Origin of the sequence: Acinetobacter sp. YH12094, assembly GCF_013419295.1 — a bacterium.
GTDB classification, from domain to species: Bacteria; Pseudomonadota; Gammaproteobacteria; order Pseudomonadales; family Moraxellaceae; genus Acinetobacter; species Acinetobacter amyesii.
In genome coordinates this window covers 20,025-44,621 of record NZ_VPAK01000014.1, presented here as the reverse complement: position 1 = coordinate 44,621, position 24,597 = coordinate 20,025, and the positions used below count along the sequence as shown (strand labels likewise).

Annotated in this window: 24 protein-coding genes; 10 read left to right on the top strand and 14 right to left on the bottom strand. The window is 39.2% G+C overall.

What is annotated here, in order from left to right; genetic code table 11:
• Positions 1–120: 120 nt before the first annotated feature.
• Positions 121–534 carry an internalin gene (locus FTU34_RS11685; protein WP_078193919.1) on the top strand — a complete coding sequence of 138 codons (414 nt, stop codon included), beginning with the start codon at positions 121–123 and terminating at the stop codon, positions 532–534.
• Positions 535–644: 110 nt separating this feature from the next.
• Here FTU34_RS11685 and FTU34_RS11680 read toward each other — a convergent pair whose 3' ends face one another.
• A complete protein-coding gene (locus FTU34_RS11680; protein WP_180035798.1) occupies positions 645–1,529 on the bottom strand; it encodes a LysR family transcriptional regulator in 885 nt (294 codons plus the stop codon).
• A 110-nt stretch (positions 1,530–1,639) separates the two neighbouring features.
• On the opposite strand from FTU34_RS11680, the gene dkgB reads away from it, so the two are divergent.
• A complete protein-coding gene (gene dkgB, locus FTU34_RS11675) occupies positions 1,640–2,446 on the top strand; it encodes a 2,5-didehydrogluconate reductase DkgB (protein WP_218950075.1) in 807 nt (268 codons plus the stop codon).
• Between the two features lies 1 nt (position 2,447).
• Positions 2,448–3,623 carry an MFS transporter gene (locus FTU34_RS11670; RefSeq protein ID WP_180035777.1) on the top strand — a complete coding sequence of 392 codons (1,176 nt, stop codon included), beginning with the start codon at positions 2,448–2,450 and terminating at the stop codon, positions 3,621–3,623.
• 38 nt (positions 3,624–3,661) lie between these two features.
• Here FTU34_RS11670 and FTU34_RS11665 read toward each other — a convergent pair whose 3' ends face one another.
• From FTU34_RS11665 to FTU34_RS11655, 3 genes are all read right to left on the bottom strand, one after another.
• Positions 3,662–4,753: a YheT family hydrolase gene (locus FTU34_RS11665; RefSeq protein ID WP_180035778.1), complete on the bottom strand. Its 1,092-nt coding sequence runs from the start codon at positions 4,751–4,753 to the stop codon at positions 3,662–3,664.
• Positions 4,754–4,956: 203 nt separating this feature from the next.
• Positions 4,957–5,361, bottom strand: a complete 405-nt coding sequence (locus tag FTU34_RS11660) for a nuclear transport factor 2 family protein (protein WP_078193923.1) — start codon at positions 5,359–5,361, stop codon at positions 4,957–4,959.
• Between the two features lie 121 nt (positions 5,362–5,482).
• Positions 5,483–7,507: an NADPH-dependent 2,4-dienoyl-CoA reductase gene (locus FTU34_RS11655; RefSeq protein WP_180035779.1), complete on the bottom strand. Its 2,025-nt coding sequence runs from the start codon at positions 7,505–7,507 to the stop codon at positions 5,483–5,485.
• A 181-nt stretch (positions 7,508–7,688) separates the two neighbouring features.
• Between FTU34_RS11655 and FTU34_RS11650 the strand changes: the two genes are divergently transcribed.
• Positions 7,689–8,228, top strand: a complete 540-nt coding sequence (locus FTU34_RS11650; protein ID WP_180022122.1) for a PadR family transcriptional regulator — start codon at positions 7,689–7,691, stop codon at positions 8,226–8,228.
• A gap of 25 nt (positions 8,229–8,253) precedes the next feature.
• Entirely contained in the window at positions 8,254–9,165 is a 912-nt protein-coding gene (locus FTU34_RS11645; RefSeq protein WP_180035780.1) for an alpha/beta fold hydrolase, read from the top strand.
• A gap of 130 nt (positions 9,166–9,295) precedes the next feature.
• Here FTU34_RS11645 and FTU34_RS11640 read toward each other — a convergent pair whose 3' ends face one another.
• On the bottom strand, positions 9,296–10,207 hold the full coding sequence (locus tag FTU34_RS11640) for a LysR family transcriptional regulator (RefSeq protein ID WP_078188530.1): 912 nt from the start codon (positions 10,205–10,207) through the stop codon (positions 9,296–9,298).
• Between the two features lie 279 nt (positions 10,208–10,486).
• Here FTU34_RS11640 and FTU34_RS11635 point away from each other — a divergent pair, with 279 nt between their 5' ends.
• On the top strand, positions 10,487–11,401 hold the full coding sequence (locus tag FTU34_RS11635) for a LysR substrate-binding domain-containing protein (protein WP_078188531.1): 915 nt from the start codon (positions 10,487–10,489) through the stop codon (positions 11,399–11,401).
• Between the two features lie 320 nt (positions 11,402–11,721).
• Here FTU34_RS11635 and map read toward each other — a convergent pair whose 3' ends face one another.
• On the bottom strand, positions 11,722–12,516 hold the full coding sequence (gene map / locus FTU34_RS11630) for a type I methionyl aminopeptidase (RefSeq protein ID WP_078188532.1): 795 nt from the start codon (positions 12,514–12,516) through the stop codon (positions 11,722–11,724).
• 349 nt (positions 12,517–12,865) lie between these two features.
• Between map and brnQ the strand changes: the two genes are divergently transcribed.
• Positions 12,866–14,158: a branched-chain amino acid transport system II carrier protein gene (gene brnQ, locus FTU34_RS11625; protein WP_111884967.1), complete on the top strand. Its 1,293-nt coding sequence runs from the start codon at positions 12,866–12,868 to the stop codon at positions 14,156–14,158.
• Between the two features lie 558 nt (positions 14,159–14,716).
• Positions 14,717–14,953 carry a hypothetical protein gene (locus FTU34_RS11620; protein WP_078188534.1) on the top strand — a complete coding sequence of 79 codons (237 nt, stop codon included), beginning with the start codon at positions 14,717–14,719 and terminating at the stop codon, positions 14,951–14,953.
• A gap of 291 nt (positions 14,954–15,244) precedes the next feature.
• Here FTU34_RS11620 and FTU34_RS11615 read toward each other — a convergent pair whose 3' ends face one another.
• The gene (locus FTU34_RS11615) at positions 15,245–15,706 is read right to left on the bottom strand and encodes a hypothetical protein (RefSeq protein ID WP_180035781.1); all 462 of its coding nucleotides are present in this window, start codon (positions 15,704–15,706) and stop codon (positions 15,245–15,247) included.
• A 173-nt stretch (positions 15,707–15,879) separates the two neighbouring features.
• On the opposite strand from FTU34_RS11615, the gene FTU34_RS11610 reads away from it, so the two are divergent.
• Entirely contained in the window at positions 15,880–16,740 is an 861-nt protein-coding gene (locus FTU34_RS11610) for an alpha/beta fold hydrolase (protein ID WP_180035782.1), read from the top strand.
• 215 nt (positions 16,741–16,955) lie between these two features.
• The gene (locus FTU34_RS11605) at positions 16,956–17,441 is read left to right on the top strand and encodes an Lrp/AsnC family transcriptional regulator (protein WP_078188537.1); all 486 of its coding nucleotides are present in this window, start codon (positions 16,956–16,958) and stop codon (positions 17,439–17,441) included.
• An 85-nt stretch (positions 17,442–17,526) separates the two neighbouring features.
• Here FTU34_RS11605 and FTU34_RS11600 read toward each other — a convergent pair whose 3' ends face one another.
• From FTU34_RS11600 to FTU34_RS11570, 7 genes are all read right to left on the bottom strand, one after another.
• Complete coding sequence (locus FTU34_RS11600; RefSeq protein WP_218955513.1) at positions 17,527–17,682, bottom strand: hypothetical protein; 156 nt, start codon at positions 17,680–17,682, stop codon at positions 17,527–17,529.
• Positions 17,683–17,735: 53 nt separating this feature from the next.
• On the bottom strand, positions 17,736–17,948 hold the full coding sequence (locus FTU34_RS11595; protein ID WP_078193931.1) for a DUF4177 domain-containing protein: 213 nt from the start codon (positions 17,946–17,948) through the stop codon (positions 17,736–17,738).
• A gap of 202 nt (positions 17,949–18,150) precedes the next feature.
• Positions 18,151–19,008 carry a tetratricopeptide repeat protein gene (locus tag FTU34_RS11590; RefSeq protein WP_180035784.1) on the bottom strand — a complete coding sequence of 286 codons (858 nt, stop codon included), beginning with the start codon at positions 19,006–19,008 and terminating at the stop codon, positions 18,151–18,153.
• A gap of 94 nt (positions 19,009–19,102) precedes the next feature.
• Entirely contained in the window at positions 19,103–20,326 is a 1,224-nt protein-coding gene (gene gltS, locus FTU34_RS11585; RefSeq protein ID WP_180035785.1) for a sodium/glutamate symporter, read from the bottom strand.
• Between the two features lie 206 nt (positions 20,327–20,532).
• Entirely contained in the window at positions 20,533–20,748 is a 216-nt protein-coding gene (locus FTU34_RS11580; protein ID WP_180035786.1) for a hypothetical protein, read from the bottom strand.
• A gap of 139 nt (positions 20,749–20,887) precedes the next feature.
• A complete protein-coding gene (locus tag FTU34_RS11575; protein WP_180035787.1) occupies positions 20,888–21,724 on the bottom strand; it encodes a tetratricopeptide repeat protein in 837 nt (278 codons plus the stop codon).
• Between the two features lie 200 nt (positions 21,725–21,924).
• The gene (locus tag FTU34_RS11570; RefSeq protein ID WP_180035788.1) at positions 21,925–24,564 is read right to left on the bottom strand and encodes a bifunctional aconitate hydratase 2/2-methylisocitrate dehydratase; all 2,640 of its coding nucleotides are present in this window, start codon (positions 24,562–24,564) and stop codon (positions 21,925–21,927) included.
• Between the last annotated feature and the right edge of the window lie 33 nt (positions 24,565–24,597).

Genomic DNA, 24,597 nt, shown 5'->3' with positions numbered 1-24,597 from the left:
CAATTGGCTATTGTAACAGCAATTATCATAAAAATTTAGAGTAAGTTCTTATCATTTCTATATTCTTATTTGCTGTTATAATGCAGTTATCCAATCCACACTTTTTTGTTTTGTGTAATTATGAATAAGAAACTTTTAATCTGCGGTGCAATCGCAACAGGTCTACTTCTTACAGCATGTGTAAAAAAAGAAGCACCAAAAGAAGAAGAACAGGAACAGGTTGAAGTTGCAGCATCTGAACCAACAGCATCTGTACCTACACAATTAGAACCAGTTGAAGAACAACCAGTTGTTGAAGAACCGACTCAGCAGCAAGTTGAAGTGATTCGTGAAGAAACACCGAATACAACAACTGAAATTCGTCGTGAACCTACTCCTCCTGCAGAAACTCCTGCTCCAAAAGCAGAAGCGCCTAAAGCTGCAGAAAAACCTGCACAAGCTGCTCAACCTAAACAAAACTCAGGTTCTGCTCAGTCTGAAGATGACGCCGTGGCTGCTGCCATTGCTGCTGCAACACCTGCTTTAGAGAACTAAGATCGAAGTTTTATCAAACAAATGATCAAAAAACCCGACAAAAGTCGGGTTTTTTATTGTTTCTATGTAAATAAAAAGCTGCACAAAACGATGCACAGTTTTTCTCACAACTATTCTTGTAATTTTTCAGCTAAATATTCAATAAATAAACGAACACGTTTCGGCAAATGCTCTTGTTGATAATAAACAGCATGAATAAGCTGTTCATGTGGCTCAATTTGATGGTCTAAAAGTTGTACCAATCGTCCTTCTGCAATATCTTTTTCTAACATAAAAATCGATAGACAAGCGATGCCCATCCCATGAATCGCAAGCTCACGAATGGTTTCACCATTTGATGCCTTGATGTTGGGTTGGATCGTCAAAGGTTTCCCTGCGACTTGGATCGGCCAAGTATTCATATGGGTAATTTGACTAAATCCAAGTAAAGCATGTGCGGTTAGCTCTTCAGCATTTTGCGGACGTCCATGCTGCTGAAGGTATTCAGGACTCGCCACCAAACACAGTCGACTCTTGTAAATAAGTTTTGCATGCAAACTGGAGTCGTTTAATTTCCCAAAGCGAATTGCGACATCCGCTTTATGCTCTAATAAGTCAATCACTTGATCATGATTCACCAATTCAATCTGTATATGCGGATAACGCGCATTAAATTCTGGAATCAAGGGAACGATCATATGCAGAATAAACGAAATCGCAGAATCGACTCGCACCAAACCCGAAGTATCTGCATCTAATTTCAGCAAAGAATCTTCCGCTTCGCTTAAATCATTCAATATCCGCCGTGTTTTAGCTAAAAATAATTGCCCCTCTTGCGTCAGCTTAATTTTGCGGGTTGTTCGTTCCAACAGGGTTACATTTAATTTAGATTCCAGACGCTGTAATGCGCGGCTGACACCAGATGCTGTTTGATCCAGCCTTTCTGCTGCTTTGATAATAGAGCCGCTATCTACAATAACAGTAAAAGCCTGCAGCTCCTCAATGGTCGATTTCATTGCATATTCTAATTCGTGATTTTTAATCAATAATATATTCCAAACTCATGCATTTTTCTTCAATAAAATTAGCAGCACAATAGCATCAATTCAAAAAAAGAGAATTCCTGATGATTGTTCCTCCATTTGGTGTCGGCACCTTCCGTTTGACAGGTGACACTGTCATTCATTCTGTTAAAACTGCCATAGAAGTTGGATATCGTGCTGTAGACACCGCACAAATCTACGGTAATGAAGCAGAAGTAGGCCAAGCAATCGATGAAAGTCAGGTCAATCGAGCTGATATTTTCTTAACCACGAAAATTTGGACTGAAAATTATGCTGCCGACAAACTGATACCCAGCCTAAAGGACAGCTTAATTAAATTAAGGACGGATGCAGTTAACCTCACACTTATTCATTGGCCTGCACCTGCACTTGGAGTCAATATTCCAGAATTAATGGGACATTTACTTGAGGCAAAAAAACAAGGTTTGACTGAACATATTGGTGTATCTAATTTTAATATTGAGCTCACTCAACAAGCCATTGATCACATCGGGCTGGAAAATATTGCAACCAATCAAATTGAACTGAGTCCTTATCTTCAAAATGAACGACTTGCGACTTACTTAAAACAGCAAAATATTGATGTCACCTCTTATATGACCTTGGCTTATGGCAAAGTGCTAAATGACCCAATACTTTCTGATATTGCAGCACAACACCAAGCTTCAGTTGCACAAGTGACACTCGCTTGGGCGCTGCAAAAGGGTTATGCCATAATTCCATCGTCAACCCAACGTGAACATTTAACCAGTAACTTAAAAGCTCAAGACATTCATTTAACATCAGAACAAATGCAGGCCATTGCAACACTAGACAAAAATGCACGTGAAGTAAGTCCACTTGAACTTGCTCCAGTTTGGGATCTATAACATGAAAATTAATTTTACCCTGCTCGCTCTCGCAATTGGTGCATTTGCTATTGGTACCACTGAATTTTCACCCATGGGCTTCTTACCTGAAATTGCAGAAGATCTATCGGTATCAATACCGCAAGCCGGTTTGTTGATTAGTGCCTATGCTATCGGTGTCATGATTGGCGCACCCGTTATGACTTTATGGCTTGCACGTTTTTCAAAACGTACATCACTCATGTTATTAATGACAATTTTCACCCTTGGCAATCTGCTTGCCACAGTTGCGCCAGATTATTTAGGTTTAATGGCGGCACGCTCAGTCACCAGCTTAAATCATGGTGCATTTTTTGGCTTGGGTTCTGTGGTTGCAGCGAGTGTTGTGCCGAAAGATAAACAAGCCAGTGCTGTTGCCATGATGTTTATGGGCTTGACCATTGCCAATATTGGCGGTGTACCACTCGCAACGTGGGTAGGACAAAATATCGGTTGGCGTATGTCTTTTGCCGCTATTACCTTATTGGGCATCATCACCATGTTGGCATTATGGAAAGCACTACCCCATCAGCAACAGACCGAAAAACCTGATGTACGAGCAGAGTTAAAAGTATTAACACGCATGCCTGTTGTTTTAGCACTACTCACCACGGTCATGAGTGCTGGAGCTATGTTCGCGCTCTATACCTATATCGCACCAAGTTTAAAAGTCTTTACTCATGCAAGCCCTGAACTTATCACTTTCATGTTGGTCCTAATCGGGATCGGATTTTCAATTGGTAACCATTTCGGTGGTAAGTTTGCCGATCAATCCTTAGATAAGACCTTGATTGGCTTTTTAGTCTTACTGATGCTGATGATGCTGTTATTTCCAATTTTAGCAACCACCACCATTGGCACAGCAATTGCATTAATCATCTGGGGAGCAGCAGCCTTTGCCGTCGTACCACCTTTACAAATGCGTGTTATGACAGTCGCTCACGATGCACCAGGCCTCGCTTCTTCAGTGAATATTGGTGCATTTAATCTTGGAAATGCATTGGGTGCAGTCACAGGTGCCGCAGTGCTAAATCTTAACCTAAGCTATGCTGCGGTGTCTTATGCAGGCGCTACACTGAGCGCTATAGCGTTGATTTTAGTATTGATACAGATGAAGCTTAAACCTCAAATTACCGCATGTTGCGCACAAGCTGAGTAACACATACTTAAAATAGCCTACCCAAAGTAGGCTATTTTTTAGTTCGCATATAACTTTAAAAAATCTGCCATCAATTTGGTTGCCCATGAATGGGTTTCCACTAGACCTTCATAATAACCACAGTGACTGCCTTTTTTAGTGGTCACCACCACTACATTCGGCAAAGAACGGATTAATTCTTTATAGGGTTCAAAGTTTTGAATGTGGCAAATAGGATCGTCTTCGGCATTTAAAATCATCAAAGGAATTTTAAGATTTTCAAATACATAAATTGGGTTGGTGGATTTTGCATAACTTTCATAATCGGCAAAACCCGCCATGTGGAAATAAGCACGTTCAAACTGTGCCAGATTTTTACTTTTTAGGACTTCTATTAAAGATGGTGTTGTTGACCATGTTGCAGAATAGGGTTCTACAAATTTCTGAAAGAGCTTTTTCGTCATCATTTTACTGTAAAAAGGGTGGACATTTTTAAAGCCAAGCTCAGTGTCATAGCCCGGACATAAAGCAAAAGCCGCTTTAAGTGGTGTTTCATCACCTTGTTCGCCTAAATAGCGGACCAATAGCCCCGTTCCTGCAGATGAACCGACGCCATACAAACTCGATGCGGGAAATTTCTGCTGAATAAAGGCAATCTGTTCACGTAAGTCATCGGTTGAACCAAATAAGTTTATTTTGGCAACAGGCATAGGTAAATTGGCATGACCGCGTCTTAGACAAAGTGCAATACGCCAACCTGTATATAGATGAAGATCCCGAACCACTTCCCGCATACTTTCAGGCGTTCCCGTAATCGTATGCATGAGCACCACAGTTGGCACATCCGCAGGTAAATCCAAACCCAACCATGCAATGGCTGTTACCCCTCCATCAGCCATGGTCAGCTGCTCTATAGCATCATATTTAAGCTTCACTTGACGCTTTTTAATGACATCAAAATATAGTAAATGTGCGTGGGTATTCGACAGCCAAGGCGTAGGGCGATATTTTTCATGTAGTTGCTTTAACTTCGGCAGCACATGTTTCATTTGCCCTTCAGGATGATAATAAAGCTGTGGTAATTCTGCACCGATTGCATGATCTACAAAATTTAAAAGAGCCTGACGCCCTTTATGAATCACATTATTCATTGACCTTACCTTCACCTCGCTTCGCACCACAGCAAATCATTTCAATCTTTTCACTTTGACTAACAATGCCCATTAAAAAAATGTATCTACAAAACCGTATCTCGCTAGCAATATTTGTTTGCTTAAGCCTCATAAGCAAAAAGCATGACAATATTCATCATGCTTTTTATCATTCTGTGATGAGCATTTAAAAATCAGCAGAGTTAAGGCTGATATTGCATAATGCGCTCACCCATTTTCGCCGCCAATGCTTCCAAGCCACTTTTTGGACGAAGCATGACTTCAAAATCAATCATCTGACCTTGTTCATTAAACTGAATCATGTCGATCCCTTTTAACTTTTTCTCGCCAACATTGGCAGAAAACTCAAGTACAACATTGAGGCCATCCTCACTATAAAACTCACGGTGGTAAGTAAAATTTTCAAAAATTTGAATCACATTGGTCAAAATAAAAGTTACTACAGGCTTACCTGGATATGGGTTAAACGCGACAGGTGAACGAAACACCACATCCTCTGCCAAGAGTTCATTTAAAATATTCATATCCCGTGTGTTAAGCATTTCGTGCCAACGTGCAACAGATTTTTTTGTTGTTTCAATAGTCATGTTTATGTCTTTTTTTTGATGAATCATTTCCCTTTCCTCAAACTCCTCTCCCAAATGGAGAGGAAGCACGACAACTGCATATTAAATTGAATGAAGTTGTCGTGGTTTAGTATGAGGCTGATTAAATCACCGCAGCCAAATCTGCACCTTGACGAATGGCACGTTTAGCATCTAACTCACCTGCTTCTTTCGCACCACCAATCAAATGCACATTTTTCCCATCTGCTTGTAGCTGTTCATACATCGCGGTATAGGATTCCTGACCTGCACAAATCACCACATGATCAACATCTAAAATACGGGATTGACCATCAACGGTAATATGCAAACCTTGATCATCAATTTTGTCGTAGCTTGCACCCGCAATCATTTTCACATCGCGGTGTTTCAAACCGGTACGGTGAATCCAACCCGTGGTTTTACCTAAGCCAGCACCAACCGATTTAGCCTTACGTTGCAATAAATACACTTCACGCGGCGATTCTTCGACGTCTGGATGTTTCAAGCCACCGACTTGCGCATAAGTGGTATCAATACCCCATTCATCATAAAATTTCTCAGGATTGAGGCTACCGCTTTCACCTTCATGCGTTAAATATTCAGCCGTATCGAAACCAATACCGCCTGCACCAATGATTGCTACACGTTTGCCAACAGGTTGACGTTCACGTAAAACCTGTAAATAACTCAATACTTTTGGATGATCAATACCATCTATATCTAACTGACGCGGTGTTACACCCGTCGCCACCACGATGTCATCAAAATCAGACTGAGCTAATTCTTCATAAGTTGCCGTATGATTCAATACCAATTTAATCTGAGGTAATAATTCTATTTTGCGTTTGAAATAGCGTAGCGTTTCATAAAACTCTTCTTTACCAGGAATCGTTTTCGCAATATTAAACTGCCCACCAATTTGGCTAGAAGCTTCAAAAATAGTTATGTTATGACCACGTTCTGCTGCATAAGTTGCAAAGCTTAAACCTGCAGGTCCCGCACCAATCACAGCGATATTTTTCACCTGCGCAGATTCTTTAAAAATCAGTTCAGTTTCATAGCAGGCTTGAGGGTTAACCAAACATGTTGCAATTTTCATCGAGAAAATATGATCTAGGCAGGCTTGGTTACAACCAATACAGGTATTGATTTCATCACTACGACCTTGTTCTGCTTTTTCTACAAAACGTGGGTCAGCCAGCATTGGACGTGCCATGGACACCATATCTGCATCACCCGAAGCAAGTACGTGCTCAGCCATTTCAGGAGTGTTAATACGGTTTGAGGTGATCAAAGGAACATTCACAAGACCTTTTAATTTCTTGGTCACCCATGTAAATGCAGCACGTGGCACTTTGGTTGCAATGGTCGGAATACGCGCTTCATGCCAACCAATACCGGTATTGATAATAGTTGCACCGGCTTTTTCAATGGCTTTTGCAAGTTGCACAACTTCTTCGAAAGTCGAACCACCTTCAACCAGATCCAGCATAGAAAGACGGTAAATAATAATAAAATTTTCACCGACTAATTCACGCGTACGACGCACGATCTCAATTGGAAAACGAATCCGGTTTTCATAACTGCCACCCCATTCATCATCACGGTGGTTGGTACGTGCAGCAATAAACTCATTAATTAAATAACCTTCTGACCCCATGACTTCTACACCGTCATAACCCGCTGTCTGTGCTAACTGAGCACATTTGGCAAAATCATTGATCGTGCGTTCGACGTCTGCTGTGCTTAAAGCTTGCGGTTTTACTGGGTTAATTGGTGCTTGAATAGATGAAGGTGCAACATTATTGGCTTGATACGAGTAGCGACCTGTATGCAAAATCTGCATCGCAATTTTACCGCCAGCATCATGTACCGCCTGCGTAATCACTTTATGTTTTTCTGCTTCTTCTAAAGAATCTAATTTTGAGCCACCAGCAAATGTCACACCATCATCATTGGGAGAAATACCACCGGTTACAATCAGACCTACACCACCTTTCGCACGTTCTGCATAAAAAGCAGCCATGCGTTCATAGCCACCCGGTGCTTCTTCAAGGCCGATATGCATAGAACCCATCAATACACGGTTCTTTAGCGTTGTAAAACCTAAATCTAGTGGTGCCAATAAATTTGGATAATTTGACATTTTTTCTCCTTAGCGTGCTGAAAAGCTGGCTATTTTTATCTTCGCTTGTATACGAGCTTTCTATTTCCATCTACGCATACAAGATTTTTGCAACTTGTTGCACTAATTTATATGCGAGATTTGATTTTTATGCAACATGTTGCATAATAAAAAGTACAAAACTATTTTGACTGAGCCATATATGTCTTTAGCCCATGTTTTACTCACGAGCTTACTTGAAAAACCGAGTACAGGAATTGACCTTGCACGCCGTTTTGACCGCTCTATGGGCTTTTTTTGGAATGCAACACATCAGCAAATCTACCGTGAACTCAGTGGCATGCAGCAAAAAGGCTGGATCAGCACCATTGAAGATGAGCACAGTACAACTCGTAAAAAAACTTACCAAGTTGAACAGCTTGGACGTGTTGAATTAGCCAATTGGATGGTTGAACAAAGCCCTCCGGCTCAATTACGCGAAGAGTTAATGGTCCGTTTACGTGCAGAAGCTCAGCTGGGTACAAATGGTGTATTACCCGAATTAGAGCGCCATCTTGAAATTCACAAAGAAAAACTAAAAGTGTACCAGTCTATTTTTGCAAAAGACTTTGCACATGCGCATGATGAAGATCGTACTTTGTACATTCATAAAATGATTTTACAGCTTGGGATTGATTTGGAAATCGGTTGGATCAAATGGCTTGAAACCATCATTCCACAGTTGCATAAATTTAATCGCTAAAACAAAAAAATAAATAGGAAGCCGCATGCCGCACTATACAATGCCCGATCAGCAACAACTGTATGTTCGTGAATATGGTCAAGGAGAACCCATCCTGGTTTTATCTGGACTCGGCATGCAAAGTTGGCAATGGCACCCTTTTCTATATCAACACCGAAAACACTTTAAATTTATCATTCCAGACTGGCGTGGATTTGGCGGCTCTAAACATTGTCAAATTCCAAATATGGATACCATTTCAAGCCATTGGCGAGATATTGACAGCTTAGTTTCCCAACTTGGTTACGATAAAATCACGGTCATTGCCTACTCCATGGGGGCAACGACCACCATGCACGGTTTAAAATACGGTCAGTTTGCTGAAAAAATTAAACGTTATTTGCACATCGATCAAACGCCTAAAATTAGAGTAGATGAAGATTGGCAATATGGTTTATATGGCAAACGCTACACTGAGTTTTTGAGTATTTTAGAAGACATATCGAAGGTACTTGCAACTAACCTCTCCGTGCCATTTGCACACCAGATGAATAAACATGACCGTCAAGGTCTGGTCGACGCTTGGTTAAGATTCATAGACTTACAAAATAGCAATCCTTATGCTTTATCCGCTTTCCGTTTTGCATACCAACAACCAACTTTACAGAAGCTGATGTTACCCTCACAAAGTGTGGCCTATTTATATTGGTATATTCAAAATTATTTGAACCATACTGAAGATTATCGTGAAGCCATTGCAGCACTCACCGCACCGACGACTTTTTTCACAGGTGCAAAATCGATCCTCTATCCTGCCCAAGGTCAAAAAATTATTGCTGACAGCCTAACCAATGCAGAGCAAATCATTTTTAAGAAATCGGGGCACACGCCATTGCTCAGTGAACCGGTCAAATTTAGCCGTGAAATCACCAAGTTTTTAAAACAATCGATCCAATAAGACTGAATAAAAAAATAGGCTCAATACTTTCAAGAATGAGCCTATGTTTTATGCAGAATGGTGTTACTTAAGCGTTTGCTTCAAAATTGAATTTCAAATTTAACGTTATTATTACTTTTTAAAATAAGCACTAGAAAACCCGACGATCGTATTCAATTGCTTCCAAATCATATACTTGGTAAACACAATCAAATAAAGGACGTGCCAATTCCCCTTCATCATCATTCCGCACAATCAAATAAATTTGGCTAATGGCAGCACTATCCGATAATTTCACATAATTCACATGCCTAAACTGCATAATTTGTACAGATTCAGGAACAATACAAATGCCTTCGCCTGCGGCAACCATGCCTAGTGATTGTTGCAAATCTGCTTGAGTATTAAAGCGTTTCGGCTCCATACCATATTCTAAAAACAACGACTTGATCAGCGTTGCATAACTTTGACCATCCGTTGCTGGATAGATAAAAATCTGCTCATCTTTGAGATTATTCAATGCAATCTGTTGTTGTGAAGATAAAGGATGGCTTGAATGCACCGCAACAATCAGAGGCTCTTCACGCAATAGCACACGTTTAACCGCCTGATCCGACACACGAACTCGGCTAAAACATGCATCAACCCGACCTTCTTTTAATGCCTGAATCTGATCAACTGCACTCAGTTCAATTAAATTTACATTTAAGTGTGGATATTGCTGGCGGAACAAATAAACAATTCGAGGTAATAAACCACAGAGTAAGGAACCGCCATACCCAATATTAATCGTACGTTCTGTAGCACTGGCCCGCTGCGTAATGAGCTTAATTTCTTCTGCATTTGAAAGTAATTTCACGGCTTGCTGATAAAAGAAACGTCCAATGGTGGTGGTTCTCAAAGGACGGCTGCCACGCTCAAAAAGCTGCGCACCCAACTCTTCTTCTAAATTTTGAATTTGACGACTTAAAGGAGGTTGAGCAATAAATAGCTTTTCAGCAGCCTTCGTAAAACTCTGTTCTTCTACAACGGCGACAAAGTAACGTAAATGTCTTAATTCCATGACATTGTCCTTTAATGTCGAATTTCTTTCATAATGGTCTTTTATTTGAATATATCAGGACGACACTCAAATCACATCCTTCAAATTCGGTTATTTAAAAGATGTATACACCACATTTATTGTTTGGTCATGCTAATGTGAAACGATTATAAGGTTAACCCGACTTTAGTCTTGGCAATTTTGCTCAATCTTCTCACATGAAAAACTACAAAACGTGATTGACTTCATGAAACAATTCAAGTTAATTAGCAAAATCGTTGCAAATATGGAATAAGACCAGTGCTGAGTGATCTAGATGATTTTTATTGTTTTGCCCAAGTGGTCGAACATGGTGGTTTTAGTGCAGCCGAACGTGCAACAGATATTCCAAAATCAAAACTGAGTCGTCGGGTCTATAACTTAGAAGAACGTTTAGGTGTCCGCCTGATTCAACGTAGTTCACGACATTTTGCTGTTACAGATATTGGTATGAATATCTACCGCCATGCACAAGTTATGATGAATGCCGCTCAAGCCGCACATGATTTGGTTGATCATCTCAGTACGCAGCCGCGCGGCTTAATTAAAGTCAGCTTACCTGTTTCCATCGCGCAAAATGAAATGACCAAAATATTGCCTGAATTTTTAAAGCAATATCCAGAAATCAAAGTGCAAATGATGGTGACCAATCGGCGCGTAGATATCATTAATGAAGGCTTCGATCTTGCGCTACGTGTACGTTCAAATCTAGACGATGACCCCAATTTAGTCATTCGTAAATTTGAAACGATTGAGCAGCACTTATTTGCTAGTCAGGCGTATCTGAATAAATTTGGTGAACTCAAACAACCTGAAGATTTATCTCAGCATCAAATATTAAGTATGGCGGATGAGCATCTCGATCAACATATTATTGTGACCGATGCACAGCATCATCAGAAAAAAATCAAAGTTAACCCAACCGTGATGGGCTCTGACCTGTCTATGTTAGCTGCACTGGCCTGCCAAGATTGTGGCGTGGTGTTATTACCCGACAGTATTGTGTCCGATCACGTGAAATCAGGTGCTTTGGTTCGTGTACTACCTGAATGGAAAGCTGCACATGGTATTTTCCATGCAGTTTATCCATCTCGTCGTGGCTTACTACCTGCTGTCCGTGTATTCATTGATTACTTAGTTGAAAAACTCAGCCAACATGAACACGCTAAATTTTAAGCAAAAAAAAGCTTACCCATGTGATGGGTAAGCGAAAACTTAAAAACTAAGTAAAATCAGAAACTACAGCAGAATCTGTAGGGCTATTGTATAAATAAAATACATCTTTATTAAATCGTTAATAGCTCTAACTGATTTTTTAAGCTATAGGCAAAGTCTTATAAATTAAGGCTTAGATAAATCCAGTTAGTCTTAAAAACGATAACGCCCATAACCACCACGAACTCCTAGACTAAAGTCAAAAAATATACAAATGTATAATTTTATTTAACTTCAATCATTTAGACACAGCAAATATGGCATTAACATCACTACAGAGCTTAGATCGCGGGATATGCGCCTGTACCCTCTGGCCATGGAGATAACAACTCAAAACCAGTATCGGTTACAACAACCATATGTTCCCACTGTGCCGATAAAGAACGGTCAGCGGTAATTACTGTCCAACCGTCTTTTAACTCTTTAGTACGAGCTTTACCGCTATTAATCATCGGTTCAATGGTAAAGACCATGCCTTTTTTCAGAATGACACCTTGACCCGGTTGACCATAGTGTAAAACACTTGGTTGCTCATGATAAACCTTACCAATCCCGTGACCACAGTATTCACGTACAATGCTGTAGCCTTCACGATGAGCAACTTGTTGAATGGCATAGCCTACATCACCCAATGTTGCTCCCGGTTTAACAGCATGAATCCCTGCAACCATCGCTTCGTAGGTAGTTTCGACTAACTTTTTAGCCGCAGGCGAAACCTCACCCACATAGTACATACGACTGGTATCACCGAAATAACCATCTTTAATGATGGCAACATCAATATTGATAATGTCACCATCTTTCAATACGGTTTCTTTCGAAGGAATACCATGACAAACCACTTCATTCGGTGAAATGCAGGTGGTTTTGGTATAGCCATAGTAGCCAACGTTGGCAGGAATCACTTTAAGTGTGTTGACGATAAAATCATTACAAATATCGTCGAGATATTCAGTGGTCACGCCCGGCTTGACATACTCCCCGATCATCTCTAAAACCTGAGCAGCTAAACGACCTGAAATGCGTAATTTTTCAATATCTTGCTCGGTTTTAATCGTGATTTTGGAAGCTTTCATCTGAATATCCTCAAATTTGAATACACCGAATTATAGACCTTTTAGATTTTTTTTGTTTTATTCAGCCAATATTTCTGCATTTATTCGGCTTATAGCATCCTATTTAGTGCTGAAAATTAGAACAATTGATTTATATCTGATAAATCTTAATAGCTAAACTTATTCCTATAAAAATTTTATATACAATAAATTTCTTATATTTATCATAAATATAAATAAAACATTATTTTATCTGTCAATATATTCATGATTCGTATTATAAAAACTATCTATACGATTTATAAATTTTGCTCCAAAAACGAGCTTAATTGCACTAAAATTGCCTTTTTTCACAGTTCATCTCCCCTTTATGACAAGTCTTCGTACACGGGATATTGTTGCCTTAGGTTTTATGACCTTCGCACTGTTTATTGGTGCAGGTAACATTATTTTCCCACCAATTGTCGCACAGCAAGCGGGTGAACATGTTTGGTTAGCTGCATTTGGTTTCTTGATCACTGCAGTTGGCCTACCTGTCATCACGATTATTGCTTTGTCGCGTGTAGAAGGTTCTATTCAAGTTCTAAGTTCACCTCTGGGTAAAGCAGCCAGCATTATCCTTACTGTCGCGTGTTACTTAGCTGTTGGACCTTTATTTGCAACACCTCGTACAGCTACCGTTTCTTATGAAATTGGTTTCTCTTCTTATTTTGGTAACAGCGCAAACAGTCTGCTGATTTATAGCGTGATTTATTTTGCATTGGTGACGATTGTTTCACTTTACCCAAATAAAATTTTAGATACCGTAGGTTATTTCCTTTCACCACTCAAGATTTTAGGCCTCGTTATACTGGGTATCTCTGCGTTCTTTATCCCTGCCGGTGTGATTCCACCTGCAATTGATAACTACGTAACTGCACCAGTTTCTGAAGGTGTAGTAAATGGTTATTTAACCATGGATACATTAGGCGCTTTAGTTTTTGGTATTGTGATCGTCAAAGCCATTACTTCACGCGGCGTAACGGATAGTAAGCTCGTCACCAAATATGCTGTCATTGCCAGTATTATTTCTGGTATTGGTCTTACCCTGGTTTATATCAGCTTATTCAAACTCGGTATGGGCAGCCATGATATTGCTCCAAATGCAACAAATGGTGCAGTGATCCTGCATGCATATGTACAACATGCTTTTGGTGATATGGGCGCTTATTTCCTATCTGCAATGATCTTTGTTGCATGTATGGTGACCGCGATTGGCTTAACCTGCGCATGTGCTGAATATTTCTCAGAATTGACTAAAATTCCATACAAAGTTTTTGTGTTCATTTTAGTTGGTTTCTCACTGCTGATTTCAAACTTAGGTTTAACCAAACTCATTGCCGTTTCAGTGCCTGTTTTAAGTGCGATTTATCCACCTGCGATTGCAGTTATCCTACTTAGCTTCTGCTCTAAATGGTTTATTTCACCATCAAGAGTTATTGCGCCTGTTACCGCATGTGCGTTTATTTTCGGTATTTTTGATGGTTTAAAAGTGGCTGGTTTCGAAGATGCACTTCCAAGCGTTATTGCCAATCTACCACTTGCTCAACAAAATTTAGCATGGCTGATGCCATCAGTGATTGTGCTGATTATTGCTGCTGTAATTGATAAAGTTAAAAAATAACCTTTTTTGACCTGTCTAAAATCGGAGTTTTACCCGAATGACGATTTTACCTGTGACCAATAATTGTCGAGTTTTACCCAAACTGACATTTATTTGTCCCACTACAGCGCAAAAATCCTAAGTCATTGAACTTTTAAATAAAGTTTTATTTTCATGATGAGAAAAAAATCCAGCCCTTTGGCTACAAAATATAATAATAGTTAAAATACAAATACTTTCTGCAAAATACACCGTACACAAACTCCATGATTAAACCCGATTCAGACTGTAAGCTAGGCGGTTTCGTGTCATAAAGCCGATATACCCGTGTTGGTATATATATTGCTTATTCATACATAGATATTATGCATCGACCATTTTACTCACCAGTCAACACCTTTAGATTCATAATATTTAGTATATGAATAAAATGATTATTCTTATACGATGATCTAACATAGTTTTATGACAAAATAATGACATTTACTATTGAAATACTTCTAGTTTCGAAGTACAACAGTAGTTCAAACCTGACCAAAATCATGGGTTTTGGCTAAACAACAACACGGAGGGGTGGAGATGTTATCAGTACATTTCAAAAAGCAATTCTTCATTAACGCTCTGAAGGCAAATAAGAACATGGTGACCTATACAAGCACCACTATTGCTCTCATGCTGACACTACTTATTCAAGGCTTAATACAAGGAAATTTAAGACCTGAATACTTTGCTTATGCGCTTATTGTCTCGGTGGCCTTTTATTTATGGGCAGTCATTGACCACAAATATCGAAAGCAAAAATCAACAGAATTTTAAGTTAGAAGATGGATGAGGCATCATCCATCTTGAAAAAAGAAAAGATGCCAATCCCTACCTTCTCGATCATTTAATCCTTTTTAAATAACAATAAAAATAATCCTTAAAATAACCAGAAAATCATCAGCCTTTTCTCATAAATTTTCAATTCTGCAGAACTTAAAATTTTGTTTATATAAATTGTTCTACCGAACAATCGTCTGCACTTTAAAAGCTTTTATCTCCTGATTAGCCTCCAATCTAATTGGTACTATTTCTAATTGGTACTATTTATGATTGATACTACTTTGCTTAAAACCAAAATTTAATGATGACTCCAAAGAGCAATCCGAGTGTTGCAATTAACTCACCAATCACCAATCCAAGCATTGCCATACTCATCATCCATTTAGGTAAATGCCATTTACCCAAGACGTGAGGGACTTTAAATTGATTGGTGGTATCAGCTAAAAAGCCATGCAGTATATAGCTTAAAATCGAAAAGCTAAAAAAGAACAGATTGATGATTACAAAGAGTAAATTGAGCGTATGTGGAAGTGCTGAAAAATAGGCCAATACCGCCAAAATGAGTGTCGCTGGGGCGTATAACAAACTGCTCCGATGTGCTATATCGACATAATAATGCGCACGTGCCAGTTCAGACTGTCTTATTTGTGCATATTTCCACACACCCGTGAGCATACCTACCCATAAATAAATCCCACTAAAGACTATCGCAATTTTTACTGCACCCGAAAGTTGAAGCATGTCCATTTTAATTTACATCCATTGTTCAATTACACGCATTATTTTTATCTGTATTTCTTCTGCAATAGTACTTGCTTCAAACCTGTTATGACATGACTTTAGAGTCATACTCTTTTCAGGTTTCTTTTTGGAACTTGTGTAAATTAAAGTCATCGGAACACACCCATGAAGTTTGAATCATGTCATCATCTGAAAAACTCACGATTCACTGCCAAGATGGCTATCCACTGAGTGCGCGCTTTTATCCACACCAGACAGAGCTCAAACAGGCTTTACCTGTGTTGATTTGTCCAGCCACAGGCATTACCAAGCAATTTTATAATAGTTATGCAACATGGTTAAGCCAACAAGGCTATGACGTTTTAGTTTTTGATTTTCGTGGTATTGGTGAGTCGCTACACGGCCCTTTAAAACAATCGACAGCAAGTATTGTGCAATGGGGGCAGCTTGATATCCCTGCGGCAATCGACGCTTTGATCAGTAAAACGCAGGCGCCTAAAGTCATATTACTCGGTCATAGCGCAGGCGGACAACTATTAGGCATCGTGCCAAATTATGACAAAGTTGCCAAAGTGGTTGCTGTTTCTGGCTCTACGGGGCATGTCAAAGATCTTAAAGGTCGTACCAAGCTTTTAGCTCCAGTGATGTTTAATGTGATCTTCCCAATTGCACGCCATACCATTGGCTATGGCCCGACCAATGCAATTGGCATGGGTGAAAATTTGCCAAAAGATGTAGCTCGTGAATGGGCTGAATTTTGTAGCAAACCCGGTTATGTCATCAATGCCTTAGGCAAAACTGTTCAGCATGATTTTCATCAACAAGTGAGCTGCCCGATCACTGCCGTATGGAGCTCTGATGATGAAATCGCTACGGAAGCCAATGTCAAAGACTTGCTGCGTTTATACCCGAATGCTTCGACTCAAATGATTGAGTTAAAACCGAAAGAAACAGGTCATAAAGCTATCGGACATATGTTGATGTTTAAATCGTCACATCAAAACCTATGGCCGATCATTGAACAACAGCTACACGCTTAAGTTTTTGCCACTCAGTCAGTAATCCGGCTGAGTGGTCTTTTTATAGTCTGCACAATAATTTCTACTTTTAGATTCATTCAAACTGCCTGACAGCTTACATATTCTATTTTCTATCTTTAAAATCTACACTGAACGTCCAAGTGTACTTATTTTCATCAGCCGACTATTGCAAAAAATGATATAACTATTTTTTCTCAATTATATTCTATTTTGGCATGAGTGAAGCACGACACAACCTCGACAGAATTGATCGTTTAATATTATCCGCATTAAGAGAAGATGGACGACTCACCATAGCCCAGCTTTCTGAACGTGTTGGTCTCTCCTCTTCGCCGTGTTGGACACGCTTAAAGCGTCTAGAAAATTTAAAAATTATCGACGGCTATACAGCCAACATCAACCCAAAATCGATTGGGATCAATGAATTATTCTTTATTGAAATCACATTAGAACGTCACGACGATGAAATTTTAGATCAATTTAGTGAAACTTTAGCCAATATGCCAGAAGTAGTAGAAGCACATTTAGTCACTGGCGATTATGATTATTTGGTGAAAGTTGCAGTTAAAAATGCTGAACACTATGAGCGTTTTTTACGTAAAAATTTATATTCTATGAAAGGTATACGCCATACCCGCTCTATTTTTGCGCTACGACAATTAAAATCTGCCAGCAGTGCTGACCTCATGATGATTGAGTAATGAGCCAATATAGATCTAATCTATAAGATGACTTTAAAATTTAAGGGCAATAGAGTTCAGCACTCAATTGCCCTATTTATGTGTTCTAATCTATATAGCCATCTTTTTTCATTTTTTTATCTGTCAAATACTCACGTATGACCAATGTTGCAATAATAATTATGGCTTCTAAGATCGCTACTGTGACGGTTAGTTTGGTAAATACTTCGACACTGAGCAACTTAGACCATAATTGAGCCATGGCTAATAAACCCCATAAAACTGAAATAATAAGTGCACTAAAGACACCGTATTTCATTTTTCTCTCTCCAAAACAACTACATAAGCTTCGCGCTTCCAAAAAAGCAGCATACGACGGATATCCTTTTCCATCGTAATCACAGCCCAGCCTTGCTGTGCATTTTGATTTAAAAAATTGGTGAATTTAACAGGATCAACTTTTGAAGAGCCAAGCAGCAAAGATCCCAGCATACCTTCTTGATAGATAACAACTTTATATTCTTTCATCAATATAGTTCTTTATGGTTATAGTGAAATGAACAAATGTTCATGGCAAAGTATAGCGATCGCTTTTTCCTAAAACAACAAAGTTTTAAATGTCAATTTACTCAGCATTTTTTTCAATTTTATGCTTTAATATACACAGTATGAGATGAGCCTTATATGAGTATCACGCGAGTGATACGACTAGCCCCAACCATGGGGCTTTTTATTGTTTTCTACTCAGCTCACATTGTTGTGTTTCATTGTTCAATTCTGACAAAACAAGACTGTGAATTTCACATGTTTTCACAGGGTCTTGCTCATAAGCCGAATTAAACCATGCAGCAGCTTTTTCAAAATCTCGCTGTACGCCTAGCCCACCTAAATAAAAACTTGCTACGCTAATTTTTCCGTTCAAATCATTTGCTTCCGCAGCCTTTAAAAACCACGGATAAGCCTTTTTATAATCAGGCTTTGCGTCAATACCTTGATAATAAATCATACCCAAACGGGACTGATATTGAGCCAAGCCTTGTTCAGCCAACAACATCGTTGGCTTTTCAGCAAGCTGCATATTTTGCTTCGTATAGTAATAATAGTCGGCCAATTGTTCGATATCTTCTTGTTTGCCTTTATTTGCAAATTCAATTAAAAGACTTTCCAATTTTTTCTCATTCCTTGGAATGAGTTCATATTTATTCATGATCAAAAGCATACGCTTTGAATCATCTAAATTTCTTTCAGCACCAATCTCAAACCATTTTGCAGCTTCTACATAATCTACTTTTACTCCTACACCTTTGTAATACATCAATCCCAAATTTTGATTTGCTGAGCGATGCCCTAAGGCAGAAGCACGCTTATACAGCGCTATGGCTTCAGGCAGATTAATCTCCACACCTTCTAGCCCCATATGTTTCAGTACAGCCAAATCATAAAGCGCCTGTTTATCGTTATTTTGCGCTTGAACTATGGTCTTTTGGACATCAATTTCGGCTGAATAGGTTATGGAAAATGGAAGTACTGTTAATACAAATAGCATGCACAATTTGATGTAAGGCAACTGATATTTTAAAGCTTTCATTGTTAATTATTCTTGATCAATAAGATGGTGAAAAATGAAATGCTGAAGCACCCTCTCTAGATGCTTTAGCATTTTTTAAGCAGTATATACAGCTTTAACCGAAGAAGCCTATCGTTATCTGAATGACCACAGCATTGACAATGTCTACAAAAAACGCCCCTGTCAAAGGTATGATCAAAAAGGCTTTATGTGAAGGTCCATAGGTATTGGTCACCGCCTGAATATTGGCAATCGCTGTAGGCGTCGCACCGAGGTTTACGCCGCACTGCCCTGCACAAAGTACCGCTGCATCGTAGCTTTTTCCCATGATTCTAAAAGTTACAAAGTACAGATACAGTGCTAAAACGAGGGTTTGTACCAGTAAAATAATCACCAGTGGGCATGCAAGATCTGCCAATAACCAGAGCTGCAATGACATCAGCGCCATGGATAAAAATAATGCCAAGGATGCGTTACCAAATACATCGATACAGCGGTCAAACATTTCTATTTTAAAGCCAAGTTCAAGGGTGTTTCTTAAAAATACACCACACGCTAAAGCCCAAACGAAGGTAGGTAATTCAAACCACTGTCCACGAGCAAACTCTGTCATGAAATAAGCAAAGCTGATACAGATGGCAAACATCCCCATCGTTTTGACGGCATCATCTGCGGTAATTAAACGAGTTTTTTCAGGATATTCGAAAGGCGCCGTTTCAGATGCAGGCGGTGCTTCATTACGTCCTGTTGTCGGTACAAGTTCTTCTGCCAACTGAAAACGGCGGATGAGGAATTTCGCCACTGGCCCGCCCATCATGCCTCCAATCACCAAGCCGAAGGTTGCACTTGCCATACCGAGTACGACTGCACCTTGTATACCATGATCTTGTTCAAAGACTGTACCCCATGCGCCTGCTGTACCATGACCGCCAGTTAATGTGACTGAGCCTGTAATTAAGCCGATGAGCGGATCTAATCCTAAAATTTTGGCTAAACTGATACCAACGATGTTTTGCAGCATGACAAAAACAATCACGCAACCTAAGAACAATACGAGCGCCTTGCCGCCTTCTTTGAGTTTTCCAAGACTTGCACTCAAGCCAACAGAGGTAAAGAACATCAGCATGAATATTTGCTGAATTTTGGCATCAAAATTTACGGTGATATTAAAATTTTTAAATAATATAAATGTGATAATCGCAGCGACCAAACCGCCTGCTACAGGTTCAGGAATGTTGTATTTTTTCAGGATTGAAATTTTGTGTACGAAGAAATAACCGATAAATAAAACCAATACCGCCACGACAATTGTCAAAAAAGCATCTAGCTCATAATTCATAATTTAATCTTAAGTGCTGAATTTTATTTACCTTTTTACATAATCATTGGAGTTTTTTCAGCTAGAAAAATGTAAATAAGCTATTTACCCCCCTTCTTCTACTACACATTTTTGAAGCCTAATAAGTGAAATAAATAAAAATGCTCAGCGCATGTGATGTGCTGAGCATTGGCTATTTATGACTATAAAGAAAGATTTTTGAGATATTATTTGATGTCGAATACCCAGTTATGCGCTTCTTTATCACTGGTGGTTTCACAGACATAGTAATCTTGATCCCAAGCATCTTGGTTAAAGATTTCTTTTTTGAAGTAGGTCACCTGTTTACCATTTTCGACACAGACAAAGCTGTCACCTTGGTCTTTGACTTGGGTTCCGTTGAGGAAACCACCGATGCAGAGGAAGCGGGATTGTTTGGGCATTTTCACATCATCACTTAAATCACTAATATTTTACCGAAATCTACACCCAATAGTAAATTCTTGATTGAAACTAGTATGAGCTAAATCATCTAGATTTTTAAATAAATTTTCACCCTATCGCTTCTAAAAAAATTTAAAGTCAAATATCACAATCATGGGTTTTTTTACATACTTTATCCCAGTATTCATAATCTTTTGAATTACTTAGTTTTTTATAATAAAGTCTTAAGTTATAAATAGCATCTGGATGGCCATCTATTGCTAATGGCTTTATTATATTAATAGCTGTATTAATATTAGCTTCCACACCATATCCTTTAAAATATAATGTTGCTAATTGGATTTTCGCTAGAGAATAATTTTGATTTGCTGACAAAGTATACCATTTGAAAGCCTCCTTAAAATCCTCATTACCGCCATTCCCTTTAAAATACATTTGGCCAATATTAAACTGCGCATCTGGATTACCTAGCAAAGCAGCCTTCTTATAATATTTCAGCGCATTTTCCAAATCTACATCATAATTATAGCCATAATTATACATCACACCTATTAAATTAAGAGCTGGTGCGAAATTATCATTTTCAATCGTCTTAAAAATTGATGCTGCTTCTGCATAATATCCTTGTTCTAATCGAACTCTTCCTACATTATAAATAGCTGGAATATAATTTTTATTACTAGCTTCAACGTAATATTTTAATGCTAATTCTAAATTTTTATCGACATAAATTCCATTCTCATAAAAATTGCCAATCTCATTTTTAGCATAGCTACTGATATTATTTACATTTTCTAAAATTAATAATTTTTTATATGCTTCTTCATACTTTTTCTTTTCCAGCATATCTTTATATTCATTCAAAGTATTTTTCTCTTGCTGTTCGGATAAAATTAATGGTTCAGATGAGCTTGAGGTACAAGAGTTTAAAAAAATTATAATAACTAAAGGTAAAAAATACATTCTAAAGTTCATAACTAATCCGTGAATTTAATATCATTTATTTCTTAATATTTTCTAAAAGTAATTTAAACCTAGTGACAGAAGTCAACTTACAATATTCTAATTAACTAAATTTAAACACGTATAAAGTTCGGAATATACTTTTAATAATAAAATAAGGGCTGATTACTCAGCCCTCATTTTTAACTCAATTTAATTTATTTTTCAACAAATTAGCTTAATTGAGCCGCAGCAATTTTCTTAGTATCAACATCTTTAGAAGCGTCAGTATAGTCGCTCATTTTGTCGAAGCTTAAGTATTGGTAGATGTCTGCAGACATGCTATCAATTTGAGCTGCGTATTCTTGGTACTCAGCTGGAGTTGGTAATTTACCAAGTACAGCAGCAACAGAAGCAAGCTCAGCAGAAGCTAAGTAAACGTTCGCACCTTGACCTAGACGGTTCGGGAAGTTACGAGTAGAAGTCGATACACAAGTAGTGTTCGGAGCTACACGTGCTTGGTTACCCATACATAATGAACAACCTGGCATTTCTGTACGAGCGCCAGCTTTACCATAGATGTTATAGAAACCTTCTTCCATCAATTGACGTTCGTCCATACGAGTTGGAGGAGCCAACCATAGACGAGTAGATAAAGAACCACCAGGAACTTTGTCTAGAAGTTTACCAGCCGCACGGAAGTGACCAATGTTAGTCATACATGAACCAACAAATACTTCGTCAATTTTTGTACCAGCAACGTCAGAAAGCAATTTAGCGTCATCTGGGTCGTTCGGGCAGCAAAGAACTGGTTCAGTAATTGTAGAAAGGTCAATTTCATACACTTTAGTGTATTCAGCATCTGGATCTGCTTTGATTAGGCTTGGGTTAGCCAACCATTTTTCCATGTTCTCAACACGACGAGCCATAGTACGCGCATCGCCATAACCTTCAGAAATCATCCACTTAAGCATAGTGATGTTTGAACGAAGGTATTCAGCAACTTTCTCTTCAGAAAGTGTGATAGAACAACCAGCAGCTGAACGTTCAGCAGAAGCATCAGAAAGTTCGAACGCTTGCTCAACAGTTAAGTCAGTTTCCATTTCTGTTAAGTCGATTTCTAGAATACGGCCAGAGAAGATGTTTTTCTTACCTTTTTTCTCTACAGTTAAGTCGCCTTCTTGGATCGCAACGTAAGGAATCGCATGTACTAGGTCACGTAGAGTGATACCAGGTTGCATTTTACCTTTGAACTTAACAAGAACAGATTCAGGCATATCTAGTGGCATAACACCAGTCGCTGCAGCGAACGCTACAAGACCAGAACCCGCTGGGAACGAAATACCGATTGGGAAACGAGTATGCGAGTCACCACCAGTACCAACTGTATCTGGAAGAAGCATACGGTTTAACCAAGAGTGGATAATACCATCGCCTGGACGTAGAGAAACACCGCCACGGTTCATGATGAAATCAGGAAGCGTGTGCTGCATTTGAACGTCAACTGGTTTTGGATACGCAGCTGTATGACAGAAAGATTGCATAACTAGGTCAGCAGAGAAGCCTAGGCAAGCAAGATCTTTAAGTTCGTCACGAGTCATTGGACCTGTTGTATCTTGAGAACCAACAGTAGTCATCTTAGGTTCACAGTAAGTACCTGGAAGTACACCTTGACCTTCAGGAAGACCACAAGCGCGACCAACCATTTTTTGAGCTTGAGTGAAGCCTTTACCAGTAGCTGCAGGTTGAACTGGAGTACGGAATAAAGTTGAAGGTGCAAGACCAAGAGCTTCACGAGCTTTAGTTGTTAAACCACGACCAACGATAAGGTTGATACGGCCACCAGCACGTACTTCATCTAAAAGAACTGGAGTTTTAAGTTCAGATTCAGCGATTTGAACGCCGTCTTTGAACGCAGTTACTTTAGCAGCAGCGTGGTCGATTTTAAGCGTGATTTCGTCGCCCATGTTCATGTTTTGAACATCGATTTCTACTGGCAATGCACCAGCATCTTCCATAGTGTTGAAGAAAATCGGAGCGATTTTAGAACCTAAGCAATAACCACCATCTTTTTTGTTCGGAATGTGAGCAATTTCGTCACCAAAGAACCAAAGTACAGAGTTAGTTGCTGACTTACGAGAAGAACCAGTACCAACAACGTCACCTACGTAAGCAACTTGGTTGCCTTTCGCGATAAGCTCTTTGATTTGGCTAAGTGGACCAACTTCGCCAGGAACTTCTGGATTGATACCGTCACGTACGTTTTTAAGCATTGCGTTAGCATGTAACGGAATGTCTGGACGGCTCCACGCGTCTTGTGCAGGTGACAAGTCGTCTGTGTTCGTTTCGCCAGTTACTTTGAAAACTGTAAGTTTGATTTCTTCAGGAACGTCTTTACGGCTAGTGAACCATTCAGCATCTGCCCAAGATTGCATAACTGCTTGTGCATTCGCATTGCCCGCTTTTGCTTTATCAGCAACGTCGTGGAAGGCATCAAATACAAGAAGAGTTTTCTTAAGTGCGTCAGCAGCTAATTCACCAAGCTCTGCATCATCAAGAAGTGCAACTAAAGGAGCAACGTTATAACCACCAAGCATAGTACCTAGTAGGTAAACCGCACGTTCTTTAGTTACTAGTGGAGAAGTCGCTTCACCTTTTGCCAAAGCAGCTAAGAAAGCAGCTTTAACGTATGCAGCTTGGTCAACACCCGCTGGAACACGGTTTTCTAGTAAATCAACTAAAAATGCTTCTTCGCCAGCTGGTGGGTTTTTTAATAATTCAACTAATGCAGCTGTTTGAGCATCGTCAAGTGGCTTCGGTGGGACTCCGAGTGCGGCACGTTCTTCAACGTGTTGGCGGTAAGCTTCTAGCACGGTGTTATTCCTCTTTTTTAAAAAATTATTTAC